The sequence below is a fragment of the Ruegeria sp. AN6 genome (assembly GCF_056540425.1).
This window is the reverse complement of sequence record NZ_JBQFWR010000024.1, coordinates 13765-35103: the sequence shown is the minus strand read 5'-3', so window position 1 is coordinate 35103 and position 21339 is coordinate 13765. Positions and strand designations below refer to the sequence as shown.

The window sequence follows — 21339 nt, the reverse complement described above, 5'->3', positions numbered from 1 at the left end:
ATGCTAGTAGGATTGGTGACTTCCAATTGGCGGAAATTCGAAGCAGTGTGAGCTGCAATAGGGGAGCATATGAGGGTTTGGCTAATTAGAATAATTGGGCTTGTCGCAATTCTCGCTTTCACAACTGTCGCATTTGTTTGGTTGTTGCTTGCTGCTCCGATGTTCTCGGATATGCGGCGCGACCTTGTAGAAAGAATTCTTTCGGAACAAATCGGCCGACCACTTTTGGTCAACGATGATGTAAGCGTCGCGCTTGGCCGCAGCAGTCACATTTACGTTGGTGGAGTCGTCATCCCGAGCCTGACAATGCCGGACGCACCTCTTGTGGAATTGAACCTGCTGGAACTGGAGCTGGACATTGCCGCTTTGACCAGCGGGCGTCTGCACTTTGACAATCTGGTAGTGGAAGGCCTCCAAGCGAATATTCTTACAGCCGCAGACGGCACCACAAGTTGGCGAAAAGATAGGCCAACACCCAAGCCCGTGTCCGTGGAACCGGTATCAGCGGATGATCAAAAAGACGTCGCTAGCGCTGATAGTATCGATGAAAGCAACACCGAAAGCAGTGGGATCCTGAACTTCCTGAGCGACAAGAACGTCAGTTTCACGTCAATCGGGTTAAACATCGACGACAAGGTCTCAGGCTTCTCGTTTGTGTTTGACCTAAAATCGCTCGCTCTTGAACAAGCGGATAATGAAAAAAGAACGAAGGTCTCTGGTTCCGGCTCCGTCAACGGTCAGGGTTTCCAAATCGAAGGCGACTACCCACACGCCGCACCGTTTACGACACGCGCCAGTTTCGGGGAAATGACCGTAAGCTACGATGGCGAGCCGTTCTCGGAAAACGAAGGGGGTGGTTATCGAGCTGTATTGGAGATGGACACCGGTGAATTTGGTGATTTTCTAGATGTCATTGGATTGGAACGCGTATTGGAAGGCAATGGCCAGTTGCAGGCTGAACTCGTGTCTCAGGACGCCCTGAAGATCGAGGCGTTTACAACCACGGTAAGCCTGGAGGATGGACAGAGACTCGAAGCTGAAGGTTCAATAGATGACCTCTACACCGCTCAGGGCGTCGATCTGCTTTTCAACGCGCGGCTTCATCCCAAAGGACAGCCGCCGCCAGCAGCCAAAAGTATCCAGGATCTGAAGTTCACGGGCTTTGAAATGCATATGGTCGGATCCCTGGCTTCCTTCGAATTCGAGAAGTTGCTGTTCCAAACCAATGCATTTGACCAGGGGTTAGACGTAATCGGTCCAGCCTCTATCGAAAGCATTCGCCGCATGCCAGATGGCCGCTTGGCCATGCTGGGCATCGCGCTGCAAGCTGGGCCAACTGAGAAACCGATCCTGAAAGCCGAAGGGGAAATTCTCGATCTGCTTCAGCTTCAAGACGTAACATTCGATGGTGTGCTCGACGGGCCCGCAAAGTTGATTCTGCCCAACCTCGATGAAGACTATGTCGATCAGTTCGGCGGCATCAAAGCCGATTTCAACATAACCAATGCGGGTGGGCCGGTTTCACTCAACAGGTTTAACGCGACCACCTACGGGACCGATCTCTTGGCGCTCGATCTCGCACTATCTGTCAACGAGCTAAAAGGGCTTGCCGGTCTCGATTTCGACGTGAAATTGGACGTCGACGACAGCGCCGAGTTTCTAACCGCAGTGAATCTGCAACCTGTCGAGATCGGAGCACTAGCTATCGATGCTGAAACCTCCAAACAGGGCGAGGACTTTGATGCCGCAATCCAGTTTGAAGCCGGGTCTTCGCATCTTCTTGCGGCTTTAGACGCTGATTTCCCCGAGGGCGCTACTGTTGTTCGGGGCAACATCACGAGCGAAAGGCTCGATCTCAACGAACTGAAGAACCTGACTGCCGTGCTGGACCAACTGAAAAGCTTGGTAGGGGAGACCACAAAGGAACCTGAAGCCGAAGTTCAGCCTTTGGTTTTGCCGAAGGAGACGGACGTCCAGCCATTGGTGTTGCCAAAAGAAAAAGGGAAACCTGCCGATCTTCTGGATGTACAACGTGTACTGCGAGAAGCTGACGTCGAGGTGCAGATCGAGTTCAAAGAGATTGTAGGCCAGCAAGGTGTAACATCTGTTTCAAGCCAATTATCAGCTAAAGAAGGAAGCGTGGATTTCGGCCCCCTTCAGATGGCTTACGGTGGCGGAAACTTCAGCGTCAGAGCGGTCATGGATCTGATAGACTCTCCTGATTGGCTTTCATTATCAGGATCGACTTCAGGATGGGAATTCGGCGAAATCCTTGATGAACTGGGAATTGGTATTGATGCCTATGGGCGTTTGAGCGGTGAGTTCAACGTTTCTGGCAGTACCGCCTCGGGCAAGGCCTTCGTCAACTCGATGCGCGGCAATGCGTCTTTGTCGATGTCGCAAGGTTACATTAGTACTAGTCTACTGGAGCTGGCCGGGCTAGGTATTTTCCCTTGGCTGTTTTCAGAAGAGTTCAGACAGGGCTACACTGACATCACTTGCGTGGTTGCTCCGGTTGAAATTCAGGCCGGGCGAGTCAGTTCAAACTCCATCGTCATTGAAACGGGATCGGTTCAATTGGTGGCCAGAGGACAAGTGGACTGGCTGAACGATAGTATCGCATTAAGAGCGGAGCCCCGTCGCGTCGGCAAACCGCTATCCCGGAGTGCTTGGCCCTTTGATGTGACTGGCCAGCTTTCGTCGCCAAAGTTCAAGCTGGATGTGGGTGGGTCGAGAAACAAGGCCCCGGAAGGCGCTGATGCCATGCCTGTCGACAGGCAACCCTGTGTACCAGACATCAATCAATTGCAATAATACCTAATTCTTCAGTGGTTCTGGTTGTTCGGCCTGGCACTCCAGAACGGCCTCAATGGCTTTGGCAGACCCGCTGAGGTCAAGTTCCACCTCGGCCCCGCTTTCGCCAATAATCGTAACTCTCTCGCGTTTTCCAAACTCGGTCACAAACGCCGGGTTGTCGAAAAAGGCGTAGCCACCGGGGACGCCATTCTTGAAGACCCCAACCGCTTCGCCTTCGAATTTCGCATCACCAAAGTCGAACTTTATGATGCCTGTCGCGCCATCCTCGATTTGCGCCCAGGTCGGGTTAAACGCTGCAAAAAAGCCACCTTCCTGATTGGGTGCCGCGCCAATTTCAACGGTCATTTCATTTTCAAAGGGTTTCCAAGCTAGACAGCCGTTGCCCTTTTCGGGGTCAATCAGGATTGTCCAGTCCCCGGATTCGCCCCACCGCTCCATACCGGCGGCATGAAGTAAGCTTGCACAACACAAAGCCAGTATTGTCAGTACATACCTGTACATTTTTAACCCCGAATTAGGTTTGAAGGTTTACACATCCTACCGATCAAGGAAGATCAATCAAACGATACAAAAAGAAGCTTCATCAGGACATAAGTTATCGGGGCGCAACCGTGAAGTCTGCTTCCAGCTCAAAGCCGCATACGCTGCTATTGGAAGGAATGCCCGCTTTGAGCAGTCTACTGCACTTTGCAAAGTCCGCTTTCTGCTCAGTGCTGACATTTGTGCCGAACACAACATCGGTCACTTTGGGCTCTCCGGACACTTTCGCCGCACGATCCACTAAAGGCTTGTTCAGGAAACACTGCCGTTCGCTGTATGCTGTCCGAATTCAAAAGATGCGGACCTTTCTGCCATTGTTGCTCCCAATTCGAACAGCAGCTTAGTGTCGACGCTTCGTGACAACCCCTTCCAGCACCTCGCCTTCGTGATCCACAGCCCGCCAAAGATAATGCCGTTTGCCATTCACCTTCACAAAGACCTCTTCCAGGTGCCACTTCCATTTCGAGAACGTGCGCAGCTGCTGCACACGCTTTCTTCGGATCTCCGCAGCAAACATCGGGCCAAACCTGCTCCACCAATATCGGACAGTTTCATGGCTCACGTCGATGCCTCGCTCGTGCAGCAGATCTTCGACATTCCGAAGCAAGAGTGGGAAACGGATGTACAGCATCACCGCAAGGCGGATGATTTCGGGGCTGGTTTTGAAGTTTTTGAAGGAGGCAGGTTTGGTCATTCCTAAATGCCATGCATCCGCCCTGCCCCGCTCAAGCAAAGCTCTTCTGACAAGACCAGTCGAGACACCTTCAAGCTGACCCGCGCCGCCGCTCTTGCCGAATGGTGTCAACTTTGTTCCGGATAGGTTCGCAGTTTCCGCAGCAAACTGAGACTGGTTCGAATTAGTCTGACAGCACCCGTGATACGTCCATCAGACAATGGCCCGGAGATCATCACTCTGCTTCTCTAAGTATTGTACAGTCTTACCTCGAAGAACGTCATATGAAATGACGATGCTGCAAAGCGCAGCGAAGAAACACCACACCGAAGGTAGAACAAACAATTCATAACCGAAGAGCGTGACGAGAAACGACGCTGTAAGCGCTAGGCCAAACTTGAAAGCGGTGGGGTTCGATGAGGCTGCTAGCGCAGTACATGCAGTAAAGAAGTAAATGTATTGGATGTTTGGGATAAGGGTCATACCTTGTAGGTACAAAATATGCCCTCCCCATTCATCGCTAGAGGTGGGAAGTACGGGGTTATTGATTGCTTTTAGCATAAGGTAAGTTCCCACAGCCAAACCACCAATGATAAGTCCACCGAATAAGTGTTTACGCCACTTTCGCTTTTCGATCAGAAAACCTGCAGTTGGGCCAGCAACAGGCCAATAGAAAAACGCGAAAAAAATGAAGCCATAGTTTACTATCGTTAAAAGTCTCAAAGACAATTGGTCGGATATCCCGAGCCAGACCAAACCCTCAAGACTTTGTTGTAAACCGAAAACTAACGGAAAAGATGACAGGAATATTAGGCCACGCCCCAACTTCTGTCTGCATGCAGAAATCATGGTAGCTGCACCGGCAACGGACAATATTCCCCCCGCGACAAAACTTGCCGTAGCTGAAAAGCACATCTTTAACTCCATTCAGTACATATATCTTTAGCCAGCATCATATGTCGGTGATTGTAGCAGCCAAGCTTTTCATCTCACTATAGGCACACAAGGTCGTCTTTTTGCGGCCTTTTGACTTTGCAGATTCCGAATTTGGTATTCCGGAAACAGCGGCAGCAGGGGGAATGTCGGTTCGGACCCTGCAATCCGGGTTGCGAAATGCGGGCACAAACCTGTCGGATACTCGGCAGGAAATTAGAAGGATGCTTGCCACAGAATGGTTGCAGACCACCGATATGAAGATCGCGGAGATCGCGGCTTCGCTTGGATACACAAGCAGTTCGAACTTCACCCGAGCGTTTCGCGCTCAGACTGGCCAAACGCCAGGTGAGTTTCGAATGGCAAAAAGGGGTGATCATTGCTGATATCAACTCGAACTGACAGGGAACGCCTTGCAGTTGTTGGTTGAAGCCAATTTTGAATGAAAATTGATGCTAGCGGCACCATCGGTCATTTGGGGCAAAACCATCCAACGGTTCAGCGAAACGCGAATGCCAACAATGGGTCACAAGCCTAGCTTTGCAAAGTCGGCTTTCTGCGCATTGCCGTCCTTAGCGCGGACTGCAGCACCCGGTAACTTTGGGCTCGAAACCGCCATTCGCTGCACTTACCGCGAACGTCAGCTTTGCGGTCAAGAACGAATATCGTTTCTTTCCTAATAGGCGTTGGATAGCTATAATCCTCGCATGTCAAAGCGGGACAAACTTAAGCGTAACCGTATGAAACGGTACGAAGATTTAGCATCGCGTAGAAACTACGTTGAACCGATGCAATACTTGTTTGGGCAGCTGAAAGGCGCGGTTGATAAGGGCAATCATGACAAGGCTATCAAGATTGCGATGTTTCTCATTCCATTTGGGCATGCCAAAGCTTTGCCGCGGAAACAGGATGGTGATGAGGTGGGTCACGACCGCCTTATAGTCAACTTCACGTTGGACTGATTAAATCTGAGACATCCGATGCTTTAGATTCTTTAGGATCGAGCGGCTCATCCATCACAAATCGTATGGGGGACTAATTGGGGGACTTAGGGCTAAAAAATATCCCAATGGATTGATTATATGAAATTATTTTGGAAATAGTGGTGCCCAGGAGAGGACTCGAACCTCCACGTCCATACGGACACTAGCACCTGAAGCTAGCGCGTCTACCAATTCCGCCACCTGGGCAGGTGTCGTGGAGGGGCGTTTAAGCCGACTGGCGGTAGGCGTCAACCGGATTCGGGGCGTTTTTCGAAAGTTTTTTAGTGTCTCGCCCTGACGGGGATACACGCATTGGATTTTCGCGGATGCGCGGCGTTATTGCGCCTTGTCCGTCGGGCGGTTGGGCGGTAGATCAGATCAGAACCAGACAGCAGGAGCGCCATCATGTCCAAACTGGTCACGATTTTCGGTGGATCGGGCTTTGTCGGCCGATATATCGCTCGGCGCATGGCAGCCGAAGGCTGGCGTGTTCGTGTCGCTGTGCGGCGACCCAATGAGGCGATGTTTGTGCGACCGTATGGCGCAGTCGGGCAGGTTGAGCCCATCCTGTGCAATATCCGCGACGATGCTTCGGTCGCTTCGGTGATGCATGGTGTCGATGCTGTGGTGAACTGCGTCGGTGTCCTGAATGAGCTGGGCAAAAATGCGTTTGACGCGGTGCAGGCCGACGGGGCCGAGCGGATCGCCCGTCTGGCTGCGTCGAACGATGTCGATCGCATGATTCATATCTCAGCCATTGGCGCCGATCTGGATTCTGATAGCGAGTACGCACGCACCAAAGCCCAGGGCGAGGCGAATGTTCTGCAACATATGCCGGGGGCTGTTATTCTGCGCCCTTCGATAATCTTCGGGACCGAGGATCAGTTCTTTAACCGATTTGCAGGAATGACGCGCATGAGCCCATTCCTGCCTCTTGTCGGAGCCGACACCAAGTTTCAGCCGGTCTATGTGGATGATGTAGCACAGGCCGCTGTTCAGGGTGTTTTGGGCAAGGCCTCTGCAGGGGTTTATGAGCTTGGCGGTCCCGAGGTTAAGAGCTTTCGTGGCTTGATGCAGCAGATGCTCGAAGTGATCCATCGTCGTCGGATCATCATAGGCATGCCATTCCTCGCAGCCAAAATCATGGCGGGCGTACTGGATATCGTAAAGTTTGTTAGTTTTCAGTTGTTCCCAAACAATATCCTAACCCGCGATCAGGTCAGAAACCTGCGGCGCGATAACGTCGTGGCAGAAGATGCCAAGGGGTTTGTGGATCTTGGGATTGAGCCCGCAACACTGGATTCGATATTGCCGGAATATCTCTGGAAATTCCGCCCATCGGGTCAATATGACGATATTCAGAACTCAGCCAAGAATCTGCGTATCTGATCAGGAGTAGGCGATAACTAACAGGATCGCCCCAAGGATCACGCGATAGATTACATAAGGTGTGAAACTGACGCTGCGCAACAGGCGCATCATCAGGCTCAACGCCAGCAGTGCGGCAACAAATGCAAACGCTGCCGCGATGACTCCGTCCTTCGCCAAATCCCAGTTAGCATCCTGGATGACGTCAACCGACAAAAGGGCTCCCGAGGCTAATATAGTTGGAATAGACATCAGCATGGCAATCCGGGCCCCATCTTCCCGTGTATACCCGAGTTGTCGCGCACCGGTGATGGTAATCCCCGACCGTGAGGTCCCCGGGACCAGCGCCAGCACCTGCCATAGCCCCATTATCACAGCATCTCTTATGTCCCAATCTGAGGCATGTTTGGTTTGCGCGCCTTTCTGATCCATCCAGTACAGCAGCAATCCGAATCCCAGCATCGTCCAGCCGATGACCGCGATTGAGCGCAGGGATTGCTGAAGCCCTGACAGGTACAGAATCGCGCCGACAATTACGGTTGGAATTGTGGCTACGACTAATCCGAAGGCCAGCTGTGCCTTGGGAGTATCAAGTCGCCCGGTCAAAACTTCTGGCAGACCGGCCAACGCCTGCTTCACATCTGACCAGAAATACAGAATCACGGCACCAAGCGTGCCCAGATGAACAGCGACATCGATCGCCAGGCCTTGGTCACTTGCGCCGGACAGACCCGGAAGCAGGATCAGATGGCCCGAGGATGAGACCGGCAAGAACTCGGTGACGCCTTGGATAATCGCCACAAGAATCAAGTGAAAAAGACTCATCTGCTCTGCCGGTGTTGTGGTCTGCTTGTTGTGATCAATGGGTATAAGCGTGTTGCGAGAAAGGAAAGCGCATAGATAGGTCCGAATCGGGACTATTTTCCGGACAAAATTTCGCCCCAACACGCCAAATCGCCAAAATTTTCTAATAATAGGTCAGTACATTTGACTTTTCATCCCCAATGACTTCCCTTAAAGAGACCCAAGCAAGCCAATTCATGGAGTCTGACCCGTGGCCAAGCAACCGATGCTGAAATTTGTGCAGATCGATCGCGTCATGCCTGAAAAGCGTGCCGCTGGTGACCGCAAAGAGGACTTTGATGAAATCTATGCGGAGTTTGCCGCCGAAAAAGCGGCCGAGCAAGCGAGTCGTTGCAGCCAGTGTGGTGTGCCTTATTGCCAATCGCATTGCCCACTACACAACAACATTCCGGACTGGCTGCGCCTGACCGCTACAGGACGGCTGGAAGAGGCCTATGTGACCAGCCAGGCGACCAACACGTTCCCCGAGATCTGTGGTCGTATTTGTCCGCAGGACCGACTTTGTGAAGGTAACTGCGTAATCGAACAATCGGGTCACGGGACGGTCACCATTGGAACGATCGAGAAATACATAACCGATACCGCCTGGGACAAAGGTTGGGTGAAGCCCGTCGCACCAGCGGCGGAGCGTGGCGAAAGCGTTGGCATCATTGGTGGCGGCCCCGGCGGACTGGCCGCGGCCGATATGCTGCGTCAGGCGGGCATCCAGGTCACGGTCTATGATCGCTATGACCGCGCAGGGGGTCTGCTGATGTATGGTATTCCGGGCTTCAAACTGGAAAAAGACATTGTCCAGCGTCGCAATGACTTGCTGGCCGAAGGCGGCGTAGAATTTGTTCTGAATTGCAATGTGGATGCTGCCAAGTTCGAAGAAATCCGAGCAAAACATGATGCAGTAATTATTGCGACCGGTGTCTACAAATCCCGCGATCTGTCCATGCCGGGCAGCGGTCTGACCGGGATCGAAAAGGCAATCGATTTCCTGACCGCCTCGAACCGTAAGAGTTTTGGAGATGCCGTTGAAGATTTTGATAGTGGCCGCCTGAACGCTGAAGGTAAGAAAGTTGTCGTCATTGGCGGCGGTGACACCGCGATGGACTGTGTACGGACGTCAATCCGGCAGGGGGCAACTTCGGTCAAATGTCTCTATCGCCGTGACCGGGCGAATATGCCGGGGTCAAAGCGTGAAACCCAAAATGCCGAGGAAGAAGGTGTCATCTTTGAATGGCTCAGTGCGCCCAAAGGCTTTACCGGCGACGACAAGGTTTCAGGTGTCATGGTGCAGAAGATGCGCCTGGGTCAGCCCGACGCATCAGGCCGCCAATCGCCAGAAGTGATCGAAGGCGCAGATTATGTCGAAGACGCCGATCTTGTCATCAAGGCGCTGGGTTTTGAACCCGAAGACCTACCCACCCTGTTTGGTCAGCCCGACCTGCCGGTGACTCGGTGGGGCACTATCAAGGCCGCATTCGAGACTGGTGAGACCGAAATGGAAGGCGTTTACGCGATCGGAGACATCGTGCGCGGGGCGTCTCTTGTGGTTTGGGCAATCCGCGATGGGCGCGATTGTGCTGACGCGATTATCGGCAGGTTAAACGCCAAAGCCGCAGTCGCAGCCGAATGATACAAAAAGCGGCGGATCACCTGCTGCAATCATAATATCAACTACCCGAAGGACAGGCGTTACTAAATGAACGCCCGCAAAGGTTCAGAAACCTTGGAGTGCCGACGGAAGAAGGAGACAGCCAATGACCAAGTTTGACGCAGATTGGGTGCAGGCCGAAGAAACCAAACGTCAGTGGATGGCTGAGAATGGTCTTTATTCCGAAGAAGATGAACATTCATCCTGCGGCGTGGGTCTGGTTGTTTCTGTTGACGGCAAGAAAAGCCGCAAAGTTGTTGACGCCGGGATCGATGCGCTCAAGGCGATCTGGCACCGGGGGGCTGTGGATGCTGACGGCAAAACCGGTGATGGAGCTGGTATCCATGTGCAAATCCCCGTTCCGTTTTTCTATGACCAGATCCGTCGCACCGGGCATGAGCCCAATATGGACGAACTCATCGCAGTTGGTCAGGTGTTCTTGCCCCGGACTGATTTTGGTGCGCAGGAAAGCTGCCGGACCATCGTCGAAACCGAAGTGCTACGCATGGGGTATTATATCTACGGCTGGCGGCATGTGCCGGTCGATGTGACCTGTCTGGGTGAAAAGGCCAACGCAACCCGGCCAGAGATTGAACAAATCCTGATCTCGAACTCCAAAGGCGTGGATGAAGAGACCTTCGAGCGTGAGCTTTACGTCATCCGCCGCCGCATCGAAAAGGCCGCCGCCGCCGCGGGGATCTCAGGGTTGTATCTGGCCTCGCTGTCCTGCCGGTCGATCATTTACAAGGGTATGATGCTGGCCGAACAAGTGGCGGTGTTCTATCCCGACCTGATGGACGAACGCTTTGAATCCGCGTTCGCGATCTACCATCAGCGCTATTCGACCAACACATTCCCGCAATGGTGGCTGGCCCAGCCGTTCCGTATGCTGGCCCATAACGGTGAAATCAACACACTCAAGGGCAACGTCAATTGGATGAAAAGCCATGAGATTCGCATGGCCAGCGCGACCTTTGGTGACCATGCCGAGGACATCAAGCCGATCATCGCAGGTGGATCCTCGGATTCGGCCGCATTAGACTCGGTTTTTGAGGTTTTGGTGCGCGCCGGACGTTCAGCCCCGATGGCAAAAACCATGCTGGTGCCGGAAAGCTGGTCCAAGCAGGCAGTCGAACTGCCTCAGGCTTGGCGCGACATGTATTCTTATTGCAACTCAGTCATGGAGCCGTGGGACGGACCCGCCGCGTTGGCGATGACCGATGGACGTTGGGTATGTGCCGGACTGGACCGAAACGGCCTGCGCCCCATGCGATATGTTGTAACGGGTGACGGTCTGGTCATCGCGGGTTCCGAGGCCGGGATGGTCCCAATTGACGAGGCGTCGGTGAAGGAAAAAGGCGCGCTTGGACCGGGGCAGTTGCTGGCCGTGGATATGAAGAAGGGCAAGCTGTACCGTGACACCCAGATCAAGGACAAGCTATCGCGCGCCTTGCCGTTTGGCGATTGGGTCAGCAAGATTAACGATCTGGATACAACGCTTGCAGGCGTAACCGAAGCGCCCATGTTCTCGGGCGAAGAACTGCGTAAGCGCCAGATTGCTGCGGGATACTCGGTTGAAGACCTCGAACAGATCCTGGCCCCTATGGCGGAAGATGGCAAAGAAGCGCTTGCTTCGATGGGGGATGACACGCCTTCGGCTGTTCTGTCGAAACAGTATCGCCCGCTCAGCCATTTCTTCCGTCAGAACTTTAGCCAGGTAACAAACCCGCCAATCGACAGTTTGCGCGAGTATCGCGTCATGTCGCTGAAAACTAGATTTGGTAACCTGAAGAACGTTCTGGACGAAGATAGCAGCCAGACTGAGATTGTGGTTCTGGAAAGCCCCTTTGTCGGCAATGCGCAATGGGAGTTGCTGGTCGGGCAGTTCAACTCTCCTTTGGCCGAGATCGATTGCAGTTTTGCCCCGGGTGAGGGTCAGTTGGACTTGGCTCTGGCCCGCATCCGCGCCGAGGCGGAAGAAGCGGTGCGTTCGGGTGCAGGACATCTGGTGCTGACCGATCACCTTTCCGGGCCAGACAAGGTGGCGATGCCGATGATTCTGGCCACCAGCGCCGTACACAGTCATCTGACACGGCAAGGGCTACGGACCTTCTGCTCGCTCAACGTGCGGTCGGCAGAATGCGTCGATCCGCACTATTTCGCGGTGCTGATCGGGTGCGGTGCAACCGTTGTGAACGCGTATCTGGCCGAGGATTCTCTGGCAGACCGGATCGAACGTGGCCTGTTGGACGGCACCCTGACCGAGAATGTGGCGCGATATCGCGAAGCCATCGATCAGGGCCTGCTCAAGATCATGGCAAAGATGGGTATTTCTGTCGTGTCTTCTTATCGCGGCGGCCTGAATTTCGAGGCCGTCGGCCTCAGCCGCGCCATGGTGGCCGAGTATTTCCCCGGCATGACGAGCCGGATTTCCGGCATTGGTATCCACGGCATTCGAGTCAAGGTCGAAGAGATTCACGCCAAGGGCTGGGCAAGCGGTCTGGACGTGCTGCCCATCGGCGGTTTCTACAAGGCGCGTAAATCAGGTGAGACCCATGCCTGGGAAGCGACCTCGATGCACATGATGCAAATGGCCTGTAATAGAGCCTCATATGAGCTGTGGAAGCAGTACTCGGCCAAGATGCAGTCGAACCCGCCGATCCATTTGCGCGACCTGATGGACTTCAAACCGCTGGGCAAGCCGGTGCCAATTGAAGAGGTCGAGTCGATCACATCGATCCGCAAGCGTTTTGTCACCCCGGGTATGTCGCTGGGCGCGCTGTCACCAGAGGCACATAAGACGCTGAATGTGGCGATGAACCGGATCGGTGCGAAATCCGACTCGGGTGAGGGTGGTGAAGACCCTGCACACTTCGTGCCGGAGCCTAATGGCGATAACCCCTCGGCCAAGATCAAACAAGTGGCTTCAGGCCGGTTCGGTGTGACCGCCGAATACCTGAACCAATGCGAAGAGCTTGAAATCAAGGTCGCTCAGGGTGCGAAACCGGGTGAGGGTGGTCAGCTTCCGGGTATGAAGGTCACCGACCTGATCGCGCGTCTGCGGCACTCGACTAAGGGTGTGACACTGATCTCACCGCCGCCGCATCACGACATCTACTCGATTGAGGATCTGGCGCAGCTGATCTATGACCTCAAGCAGATCAACCCGCGTTGTAAGGTGACGGTGAAGCTTGTTGCGTCGTCGGGCGTTGGCACAATTGCTGCCGGTGTGGCCAAGGCGAAAGCGGATATAATCCTTATTTCGGGCCACAATGGCGGTACAGGTGCCTCGCCCGCGACATCAATCAAATATGCTGGTCTGCCATGGGAAATGGGCCTGACAGAAGCGCATCAGGTTTTGGCTATGAACAACCTGCGCGACCGCGTGACCCTTCGCACTGACGGGGGCCTGCGCACCGGGCGTGACATAGTCATGGCCGCCATGATGGGGGCCGAGGAATACGGTATCGGCACCGCTGCATTGATCGCGATGGGCTGTATCATGGTGCGTCAGTGCCAGTCGAACACCTGCCCAGTTGGCGTCTGTACGCAAGACGAATCCCTGCGTGCAAAGTTCACCGGCAACGCGGACAAAGTCGTAAACCTGATCACCTTCTACGCGCAGGAAGTGCGCGAACTTCTGGCCAGCCTAGGGGCGCGTTCGGTTGATGAGATTATCGGTCGCGCAGACCTGCTGGCTCAGGTAAGCCGGGGCTCTGCGCATCTGGACGATCTGGACCTCAATCCGCTGCTGATCACCGTCGATGGAGCGCATAACATCGTGTACAACCGCGATAAGGATCGAAATGCGGTGCCTGATACGCTGGACGCTGAGATCGTGCGCGATGCCGCCCGGTTCTTGAAAGACGGTGAAAAGATGCAGCTGTCATATGCCGTCCAGAACACGCATCGGACCGTGGGAACCCGTGTCTCCAGCCATATCGTCCAGAACTTTGGGATGCGGAACACGTTCCAGGACGACCACTTGCATGTCAAACTGCAAGGTTCGGCCGGTCAATCGCTTGGGGCCTTTGCTGCTCCGGGATTGAAGCTGGAAGTCTCAGGTGATGCCAATGATTATGTAGGCAAAGGCCTTTCGGGTGGCACAATCGTCGTGCGTCCACCGCAGGTCAGCCCGTTGAAGGCGGATGACAACACCATCGTTGGCAATACCGTCCTGTATGGTGCGACCGACGGACATCTGTTCGCGGCAGGTCGCGCGGGTGAGCGGTTCGCGGTTCGGAACTCGGGCGCAACTGTTGTGGTCGAAGGCTGTGGCTCGAACGGGTGTGAATACATGACCGGCGGTGTTGCGGTAATCCTGGGTGACATTGGAGCGAACTTTGGCGCGGGTATGACAGGCGGCATGGCCTATCTGTACAATCCCGAGGGCAAGGCCGAAGCGCTGTTGAACAACGAGACCCTGGTCACCTGTCCAGTCACGGTAGAGCATTGGTTGGATCAACTGAAAACGCTGATCCAACGCCATGTCGACGAAACCAATAGCCGCAAGGCTGCAGACATTTTGCAGCACTGGGAAGTCGAAAAGACGCATTTCCTGCAGGTCTGCCCCAAGGAGATGCTGAACAAGCTAAGCCACCCCCTGACCACCGAAGTCGCAGCGGTTCCTGCAGAATAGGATCTGCGATATCAAAAACGGTTTACCCGGCGTGTCGAATCCAACACGCCGGGTTCTCTTTTGCATATGCGCAGGGCTTCTAATCCTTGTGCAATTCGGTCCGGAACGCCTAGCTTTGGTCATTGTTTGTTCGGGAAATGCGGGCATGATCCTAAATCAATGATGTGAGAGAGGCGGAGTTTTGGTGTGCCGATAACCTATACAGACCAGTTTTATTCCTTCGATCCGGCAAACCCACCCCCCGTCGGATCCGCGATCACGGTCGATACATTTGATCTGGTTGATCAGGACGAAAATGGCGAGATTGAGGACTTTGGCGGTGACACTGTCGCCGGGCAAACGGTATCAGATTCCTGGCCCGGAGACACCGTGACGATAAATGTTCCCGGTGTCGGAGACGTCACCTATGTGGGTATTACATTCTATCTTTCGGACGGCGTCACGCGGGTTTTCACACCTACAGACGGTCAGGTTCTTCAGGCAGGCACGCTGGTATCGACGACATTTGTGAATGTTGAAGGCCCCCTGATTGTCCCGGGCGAACTTGGCCCACCTTGTTTTACGCCTGGAACACTGATCGATACGCCAGATGGGCCGCGTCTGGCTGAAGACCTGAAACCCGGAGATCTTGTTACAACAGCAGACAGCGGTGCAGAACCGGTGCTTTGGGTTGGCCGGACGACCGTAGCGGCAGAGGGTAATCTGGCACCGGTTCGGTTTGAGGCCGGGATGTTTGGCCTTGTCGAGCCGCTGGTTGTTTCTCCTCAACACCGAATGCTTATTGACGATTGGCGTGCGCAATACCTGTTTGGACATGATGAAGTTCTGATCGCAGCGCATTGTCTCGTGAACGGTGATACGGTGACACGGGTGGAAGGGGGCGAGGTCGACTATATCCATCTCTTGTTCCGCCGGCATGAGATCGTGTTCGCCAATGGGGCCAAAAGCGAAAGTTACTATCCGGGACATGCGCTGACCCAGGCCGAACAACGAACACAAGGTGAAGTTCTGGCGCTGTTCCCTGAGTTGAGTGTGCGCGGTGTTGCATCAGTCAATACGGCGCGCCCGGTTGTTCGTCCGCGGGACGGGCAAATGTTGTCGAATTAATCCGTTTCAAATGCGTCCTCTGCGGCGTATAGCAAAGCATGGCAAAGAAAGCAGCGCGCAAGTCACGCGGTAAGAATAAAAAGGCATCAGGCTCAAAGAAATCGCAAGGCCTCATCGCGCGGATGCGGCGGTGGGGGCTGCGAATCGTCTTAGGTATTGCTGTCGCGTTTTTTGCGTTGATCCTGGTTTATTCGGTCGTGAACCCTCCGATCACACATACGATCTGGTCGGAATGGCGCCGGTTGGGAAAGATTGACCGTGACTGGGTCGCCATCGAAGAAATTTCACCCGTCATGTCCCGATCTGCAGTGGCTGCTGAAGATGCAAATTTTTGCCTGCATTGGGGTTTCGATGTTGAGGCCATTCGGGACGCGTTGGAAGATGGGGGCAATCGAGGCGCATCGACCATAACGCAGCAAGTGGTGAAGAATGTCTTCCTTTGGCAAGGGCGCAGTTGGGTGCGCAAGGCCCTTGAGACCTCGATAACCCCGGTTGTCGAAATGGTCTGGAGCAAGCAGCGCATTCTAGAGGTCTATCTGAACGTCGCCGAAACCGGGACCGGTGTGTTTGGTGTCGAAGCGGCGGCACAGAAATACTATGGGGTGAGTGCGGCAAAGATGTCGCCGGTCCAAGCAGCGCGTATTGCAGCAATTCTGCCCTCGCCGCGAAACAGATCAGTTACCGATCCTTCGGTTCGAACCCGCAGGCGTGCAGCGTCCATTCTTGATGGAGCGGCCACCATCCGCGCAGATGGACGCGCCAAGTGTTTCGAGGATTGAATCTCAAGCCGGTCAGAGGCTAAAGCTGAGGTGTATTCTCTGGTTCGATTGGAAGCTCATGGCGCGTCTGTTTCACGTTCCCCTCTCTCCCTACTGCCGCAAAGTCCGCTTATCCCTGGCTGAAAAGAAGATCGAGGTTGAGCTGGTCGAAGAACGATATTGGGAACAAGACCCGGACTTTTTGCGCCGCAATCCGGCGGGCAAGGTCCCCGTGTTGCGATTGGATGGTCAGATCATGGCCGAGAGTGCCGCGATTTGTGAATATATCGAAGAGACTCGTCCAGAGCCGCCCCTGATGCCTAAAAAGCCCGAGGCGCGTTACGAAGTCAGGCGTCTTGTTGGCTGGTTCGATGACAAGTTTCATCACGAGGTAACCTCAAAACTGCTTTATGAACGGGTGAACAAAAAGGTCACCGGGCAGGGTTATCCGGACAGCAAGAACGTCAAGGAAGGTGCAAAAGCGATCAAGTATCATTTGGATTACATGGCCTGGCTGCTGGACCATCGCCGCTGGTTGGCCGGGGATCAGATGACACTGGCCGATTTTGCTGCTGCGGCGCATCTGTCGGCGCTGGACTATATCTCGGACGTGGATTGGAACCGGAGCGCTGCGGTGAAGGACTGGTATGCGAAGATCAAGTCTCGCCCTGCATTTCGCTCGATTCTGGCGGATCAGGTGCCTGGATTCCGGCCACCGCCTCATTACGCTGATCTGGATTTCTGATAGGTTGGGGAAGGGGGCTGTCTGCCCCCTCTTGGCCTATTGGGCCAATTCACCCCCGAAGAAAATTAGGGCCAGATGAAGAACGTATCGGAATTGAAGGCACGATTGGTGGAGCAGGCCCTTGCCGAGGGGTTTGTGGCTTGCCGGGTTTGCCGTCCTTGGGACGTGCCGCAGGTGCCAGAGCGGTTAGAGGCATTTCTGCAGGCCGGATATCATGGTCAGATGGGGTGGATGGCGGAGCGGAGCCATTGGCGCGGGGATCCGTCAGCGCTCTGGCCCGAGGCACGATCCGTGATCATGCTGGCCGAGAGTTATACGCCTGAGCATGATCCCACAGAAGTGCTGTCGTATCCCGAATTGGGTGCAATTTCGGTCTATGCACAGAACAAGGATTATCATGATTTGGTCAAGAAACGCCTGAAGCGATTGGCGCGCTGGCTGATTGCTGAGGGCGGGGGTGAAGTGAAGGTGTTTGTCGACACGGCGCCAGTGCCAGAGAAATCTTTGGGAGAGGCAGCTGGGTTAGGTTGGCAGGGTAAACACACCAATCTGGTAAGCCAGGATTGGGGCAATTGGGCCTTCTTAGGGTCTGTATTCACGACATTGGACCTGCCTTCGGACGTGGCTGAGGTCGACCATTGCGGGTCGTGCAGGGCTTGTTTGAATGCATGTCCAACAAACGCTTTTCCAGCGCCGTATCAACTGGATGCGCGTCGTTGTATTTCGTATTTAACCATCGAGCATAAGGGGCCGGTGGATGAAGAATTGCGGGGGCTACTGGGGAACCGGATATATGGCTGCGATGATTGTCTTGCAGCCTGCCCCTGGAACAAGTTCGCAGTCGCTGCCAGCGATATTAGATATGCAGCGCGTGAGGAATTGAAGGCGCCGTCGTTGGCAGAGTTGGCGATGTTGGATGACACGGCTTTCAGAGCGATGTTTTCGGGCTCACCGATCAAGCGGATCGGGCGGGACCGGTTTGTGCGGAATGTGCTTTATGCGATTGGGAACTCGGCGGTACCGGCGTTGCTGCGGGTTGCTCAGGCGCTGACCGATGATCCTGATCCGACGGTGGCTGATGCTGCGCGCTGGGCGGCGTCTAGGTTGTCGTAAACAGGCTGGACGCGCCGTAGGAAAACGCTACACCCGATGCTGGCGAACAGATGGAGGACCCGATGGCGCTGGCTTTGGGTGTGGATACGGGCGGAACCTATACAGATGCGGTGCTGGTTCGGGATGAGCGTGAGGTGATTGCCTCGGCTAAGTCTCTGACCACACGCGCAGATTTGGCGATTGGGGTTGGCCGGGCCATCTCGGCGGTGCTTGCAGAAGCTGAGATCGCGCCAGATCAGATCGGATTGGCATCGCTTTCAACGACTCTGGCCACCAATGCGCTGGTCGAAGGCCAGGGTGGGCGTATCGCGCTGATTTATGTCGGGTTTCGGGAAAGTGATCTGGAAAAGCATGGGTTGCGGGATGCGCTGAAAGGAGACCCGGCGTTGGTTCTGTCCGGTGGGCACAATCACGCAGGCGGTGAGAAAGAGCCGTTGGATACAGAGGCACTTAAGGCCTTCTTGAAGTCTCATGAAGGCATATCTGGCTACGCGGTTGCGGCACAATTTGCCACCCGAAACCCGGCGCATGAGCTTGAAGTTGCACGGGTGGTTGCGGAAAGAACCGGTATTCCGGTGACCTGCTCGCACCATTTGTCAGCCAAATTGAATGGACCAAAACGGGCTGTGACTGCGGTTTTGAACGCGCGATTGATAGGCATGATTGATCGTTTGATCGGGCGGGCGCAGGACCAACTGAAAGAACAAGGTATTTCAGCGCCTATGATGGTCGTGCGTGGGGACGGGGCTTTAATGAGTGCCGAACAGGCGCGTGAACGCCCGATCGAGACGATCCTTAGCGGTCCGGCGGCATCGATTGTGGGCGCGCGTTGGTTGACGAATGCCGATAACGCGTTGGTTTCCGATATCGGTGGAACTACGACCGACGTCGCGTTGATACGGGATGGAAAGCCCGCGATTGATCCCGCAGGTGCGCAAGTTGGTGGTTTCCGTACTATGGTCGAAGCCGTTGCGATGCGTACCCACGGTCTGGGTGGGGACAGCCAAGTACATGTTTTGACCGAAGGATTGCAGGGTGGTGTCTTTCTTGGCCCGCGGCGTGTGCTTCCGGTCTCGTTGATCGCTGCCGAAGCACCAGAGGTTGTTCACGCAGAGTTGGATGAACAATTGCGCGCTACAACGGTGGGTGAACACGATACCCGTTTTGCGCGGCGGGTGGCGGGTATCCCGGCTGAAGGCGTGGGCCCGCGTGAAGCTGTCTTGCTGGACCGGCTGGGCGATGGGGTGCAGGCGCTGAGTAAACTGCTGCAGACACGGATGGAACATGGCGCGCTGACGCGTTTGATCGATCGTGGGATTGTTCAGGTTTCCGGTGTCACGCCCTCAGACGCGAGCCATGTTCTGGGTCGTCTGGACGACTGGGATGCTAAGGCGGCACACAAGGCACTGGAGCTAATGGCACGCAAGCGGGTTGGATCTGGAGAAACGCTGGCGAGATCACCTGAGGCGCTGGCGCAGATGATCGTTGATCAATTGACCGAACAAACCTCATTGACTTTGTTAGAGGCTGCTTTTGCGGAAGAGGTCGACGGTTTTGGTCTTGCACCGCAGGAACTCGCGCGGCACGTACTAACCCATCGTGGTCTTGCCAAACACCGAGGATTGATCGCGCTGGATACCGCAATGAATGTCGATGTGGTGGGCCTAGGGGCCTCGGCACCCAGCTATTACCCTGCCGTAGGTGAGCGGTTGCATTGCAATATGATCCTGCCTGAACACGCTGGTGTTGCGAATGCTATCGGAGCGGTCGTTGGTCGGATGACCCTGCGCCGGTCAGGCACTGTCACGTCTCCCGCTGAAGGCCGCTATCGGGTGCATCTGGAAGAAGGGCCACAAGATTTCTCGGATTCAAGCGCTGCCCTGAAGGTACTTGAAACAGCTTTGCGTGGTGAGGCTGAAGGTGCTGTGCGCGAAGCAGGGGCCGAGGATATTCGAGTGACGGTCGAGCGCGACATCCGCACTGCAAAAATTGAGGCGCAGGAGGTGTTTGTCGAGGCGTTGGTCACGGTCGAGGCCAGCGGACGGCCTCGGGTCGCGGTGGGGTAGCCCCCGCAGGGGCTACCGGTATCCTTATTCTGCTGCGCTGGAGCGTTTGGGCAGCACCCAATCCGGGCGCGGGAAGTGGCAAGTGTAACCGTTCGGGATACGTTCCAGATAATCCTGGTGTTCTGGCTCGGCTTCCCAGAAATCTCCGACAGGCTCGACCTCGGTCACGACTTTGCCGGGCCAGATGCCGCTGGCATTCACATCGGCAATCGTGTCTTCTGCCACCTGTTTTTGGGCATTGTCCACGTAATAGATCGCTGAGCGATAGCTCATCCCGCGATCATTGCCCTGACGGTTCAAGGTGGTGGGGTCGTGAATCTGGAAGAAGAACTCCAACATTTCACGATAGGTGATCTGTGCCGGGTCGAACCAAATCTCGATTCCCTCTGCATGGGTGCCATGGTTTCGATAGGTGGCGTTGGGTACGTCACCGCCGGTGTATCCGACACGGGTGCGGGACACGCCCGGCAATTTGCGGATCAGGTCCTGCATGCCCCAAAAGCAGCCTCCGGCCAGAACGGCGCGTTCATCGGTCATCTGATTTCCTCCACATGGATCAGGAATTCGCCATAGCCCTCGTCCTCCATATCGTCGCGATGGATGAACCGCAGCGAGGCGGAATTGATGCAATAGCGTAGCCCACCATGTTCGCGCGGGCCATCGGGGAAGACATGGCCCAGGTGGCTATCGCCGTGTTTCGAGCGGACCTCGGTCCGGATCATGCCATGGGTGGTGTCGCGAAACTCTTCGACATGCTCATGCACGATGGGTTTGGTAAAGCTGGGCCAGCCGCAGCCAGATTCGTACTTATGGGTCGATGCGAACAATGGTTCGCCCGAGACGATATCAACATAGATGCCGGGCTCCTTGTTGTTCAACAGTTTGCCTGTGCCCGGGCGTTCCGTCCCGCTGCATTGAGTGACGTGGAACTCTTCTGGTGAGAGGGCCGCAATGACCTCGGGGTCTTTGGTATATCGGGACATGGATCCTCCGGTGTTTGGGTGATGATGTCCTATTTGGGCATAGATGCGCAGAAATCAAAACCATATTACAGCCCGCTCGCGGGTCTGTGCAGTTGATCCAAACGAACG

16 protein-coding genes, 1 tRNA gene and 1 pseudogene are annotated in these 21339 nt (G+C 54.9%); 11 read left to right on the top strand and 7 right to left on the bottom strand.

The features are described from left to right. The first annotated feature begins 69 nt into the window (after positions 1-69). A complete protein-coding gene (locus ACR0MQ_RS21640; protein WP_480610785.1) occupies positions 70-2814 on the top strand; it encodes an AsmA family protein in 2745 nt (914 codons plus the stop codon). Between the two features lie 3 nt (positions 2815-2817). Here ACR0MQ_RS21640 and ACR0MQ_RS21635 read toward each other — a convergent pair whose 3' ends face one another. The 3 genes and pseudogenes from ACR0MQ_RS21635 to ACR0MQ_RS21625 form a co-directional block, all read right to left on the bottom strand. After that, on the bottom strand, positions 2818-3318 hold the full coding sequence (locus tag ACR0MQ_RS21635; protein WP_480610782.1) for a hypothetical protein: 501 nt from the start codon (positions 3316-3318) through the stop codon (positions 2818-2820). A 382-nt stretch (positions 3319-3700) separates the two neighbouring features. Next, positions 3701-4051: pseudogene (locus ACR0MQ_RS21630) on the bottom strand (IS6 family transposase); the annotation flags it as partial. Positions 4052-4243: 192 nt separating this feature from the next. Beyond that, positions 4244-4945, bottom strand: coding sequence for a DUF6629 family protein (locus ACR0MQ_RS21625; protein ID WP_480610779.1), 702 nt, complete (start codon positions 4943-4945; stop codon positions 4244-4246). A gap of 101 nt (positions 4946-5046) precedes the next feature. Here ACR0MQ_RS21625 and ACR0MQ_RS21620 point away from each other — a divergent pair, with 101 nt between their 5' ends. Further along, a complete protein-coding gene (locus ACR0MQ_RS21620; RefSeq protein ID WP_480610776.1) occupies positions 5047-5349 on the top strand; it encodes a helix-turn-helix domain-containing protein in 303 nt (100 codons plus the stop codon). A 354-nt stretch (positions 5350-5703) separates the two neighbouring features. Next, the gene (locus ACR0MQ_RS21615) at positions 5704-5925 is read left to right on the top strand and encodes a hypothetical protein (RefSeq protein WP_170773764.1); all 222 of its coding nucleotides are present in this window, start codon (positions 5704-5706) and stop codon (positions 5923-5925) included. A 141-nt stretch (positions 5926-6066) separates the two neighbouring features. On the opposite strand, the gene ACR0MQ_RS21610 is transcribed toward ACR0MQ_RS21615, so the two are convergent. Further along, positions 6067-6153 (bottom strand) — tRNA-Leu (locus ACR0MQ_RS21610). Positions 6154-6351: 198 nt separating this feature from the next. Here ACR0MQ_RS21610 and ACR0MQ_RS21605 point away from each other — a divergent pair. Further along, a complete protein-coding gene (locus ACR0MQ_RS21605) occupies positions 6352-7335 on the top strand; it encodes a complex I NDUFA9 subunit family protein (RefSeq protein WP_170773766.1) in 984 nt (327 codons plus the stop codon). Here ACR0MQ_RS21605 and ACR0MQ_RS21600 read toward each other — a convergent pair whose 3' ends face one another. Further along, positions 7336-8139 (bottom strand): undecaprenyl-diphosphate phosphatase, encoded by an 804-nt coding sequence (locus tag ACR0MQ_RS21600; protein WP_480610773.1) that lies wholly within the window; start codon positions 8137-8139, stop codon positions 7336-7338. 229 nt (positions 8140-8368) lie between these two features. Here ACR0MQ_RS21600 and ACR0MQ_RS21595 point away from each other — a divergent pair, with 229 nt between their 5' ends. The 7 genes from ACR0MQ_RS21595 to ACR0MQ_RS21565 all read left to right on the top strand — a co-directional run bounded on the left by ACR0MQ_RS21595 (position 8369) and on the right by ACR0MQ_RS21565 (position 20248). After that, complete coding sequence (locus ACR0MQ_RS21595; protein ID WP_010442911.1) at positions 8369-9802, top strand: NAD(P)-dependent oxidoreductase; 1434 nt, start codon at positions 8369-8371, stop codon at positions 9800-9802. A 124-nt stretch (positions 9803-9926) separates the two neighbouring features. Continuing rightward, positions 9927-14459 carry a glutamate synthase large subunit gene (gene gltB / locus ACR0MQ_RS21590; RefSeq protein ID WP_480610769.1) on the top strand — a complete coding sequence of 1511 codons (4533 nt, stop codon included), beginning with the start codon at positions 9927-9929 and terminating at the stop codon, positions 14457-14459. 186 nt (positions 14460-14645) lie between these two features. Further along, complete coding sequence (locus ACR0MQ_RS21585) at positions 14646-15566, top strand: Hint domain-containing protein (RefSeq protein WP_480610766.1); 921 nt, start codon at positions 14646-14648, stop codon at positions 15564-15566. A 38-nt stretch (positions 15567-15604) separates the two neighbouring features. Further along, complete coding sequence (gene mtgA, locus ACR0MQ_RS21580) at positions 15605-16345, top strand: monofunctional biosynthetic peptidoglycan transglycosylase (protein WP_170773776.1); 741 nt, start codon at positions 15605-15607, stop codon at positions 16343-16345. A gap of 58 nt (positions 16346-16403) precedes the next feature. Then, positions 16404-17069, top strand: coding sequence for an FtsZ-binding protein FzlA (gene fzlA / locus ACR0MQ_RS21575; RefSeq protein WP_170470958.1), 666 nt, complete (start codon positions 16404-16406; stop codon positions 17067-17069). A 75-nt stretch (positions 17070-17144) separates the two neighbouring features. Then, on the top strand, positions 17145-18182 hold the full coding sequence (queG, locus tag ACR0MQ_RS21570; RefSeq protein WP_480610762.1) for a tRNA epoxyqueuosine(34) reductase QueG: 1038 nt from the start codon (positions 17145-17147) through the stop codon (positions 18180-18182). 62 nt (positions 18183-18244) lie between these two features. Further along, positions 18245-20248, top strand: coding sequence for a hydantoinase/oxoprolinase family protein (locus tag ACR0MQ_RS21565; protein WP_480610759.1), 2004 nt, complete (start codon positions 18245-18247; stop codon positions 20246-20248). A 24-nt stretch (positions 20249-20272) separates the two neighbouring features. Here ACR0MQ_RS21565 and msrA read toward each other — a convergent pair whose 3' ends face one another. Further along, positions 20273-20785 carry a peptide-methionine (S)-S-oxide reductase MsrA gene (gene msrA / locus ACR0MQ_RS21560; protein ID WP_170773782.1) on the bottom strand — a complete coding sequence of 171 codons (513 nt, stop codon included), beginning with the start codon at positions 20783-20785 and terminating at the stop codon, positions 20273-20275. After that, the gene (gene msrB / locus ACR0MQ_RS21555) at positions 20782-21231 is read right to left on the bottom strand and encodes a peptide-methionine (R)-S-oxide reductase MsrB (protein ID WP_480610756.1); all 450 of its coding nucleotides are present in this window, start codon (positions 21229-21231) and stop codon (positions 20782-20784) included. The genes msrA and msrB overlap by 4 nt, the downstream gene beginning before the upstream one ends. Between the last annotated feature and the right edge of the window lie 108 nt (positions 21232-21339).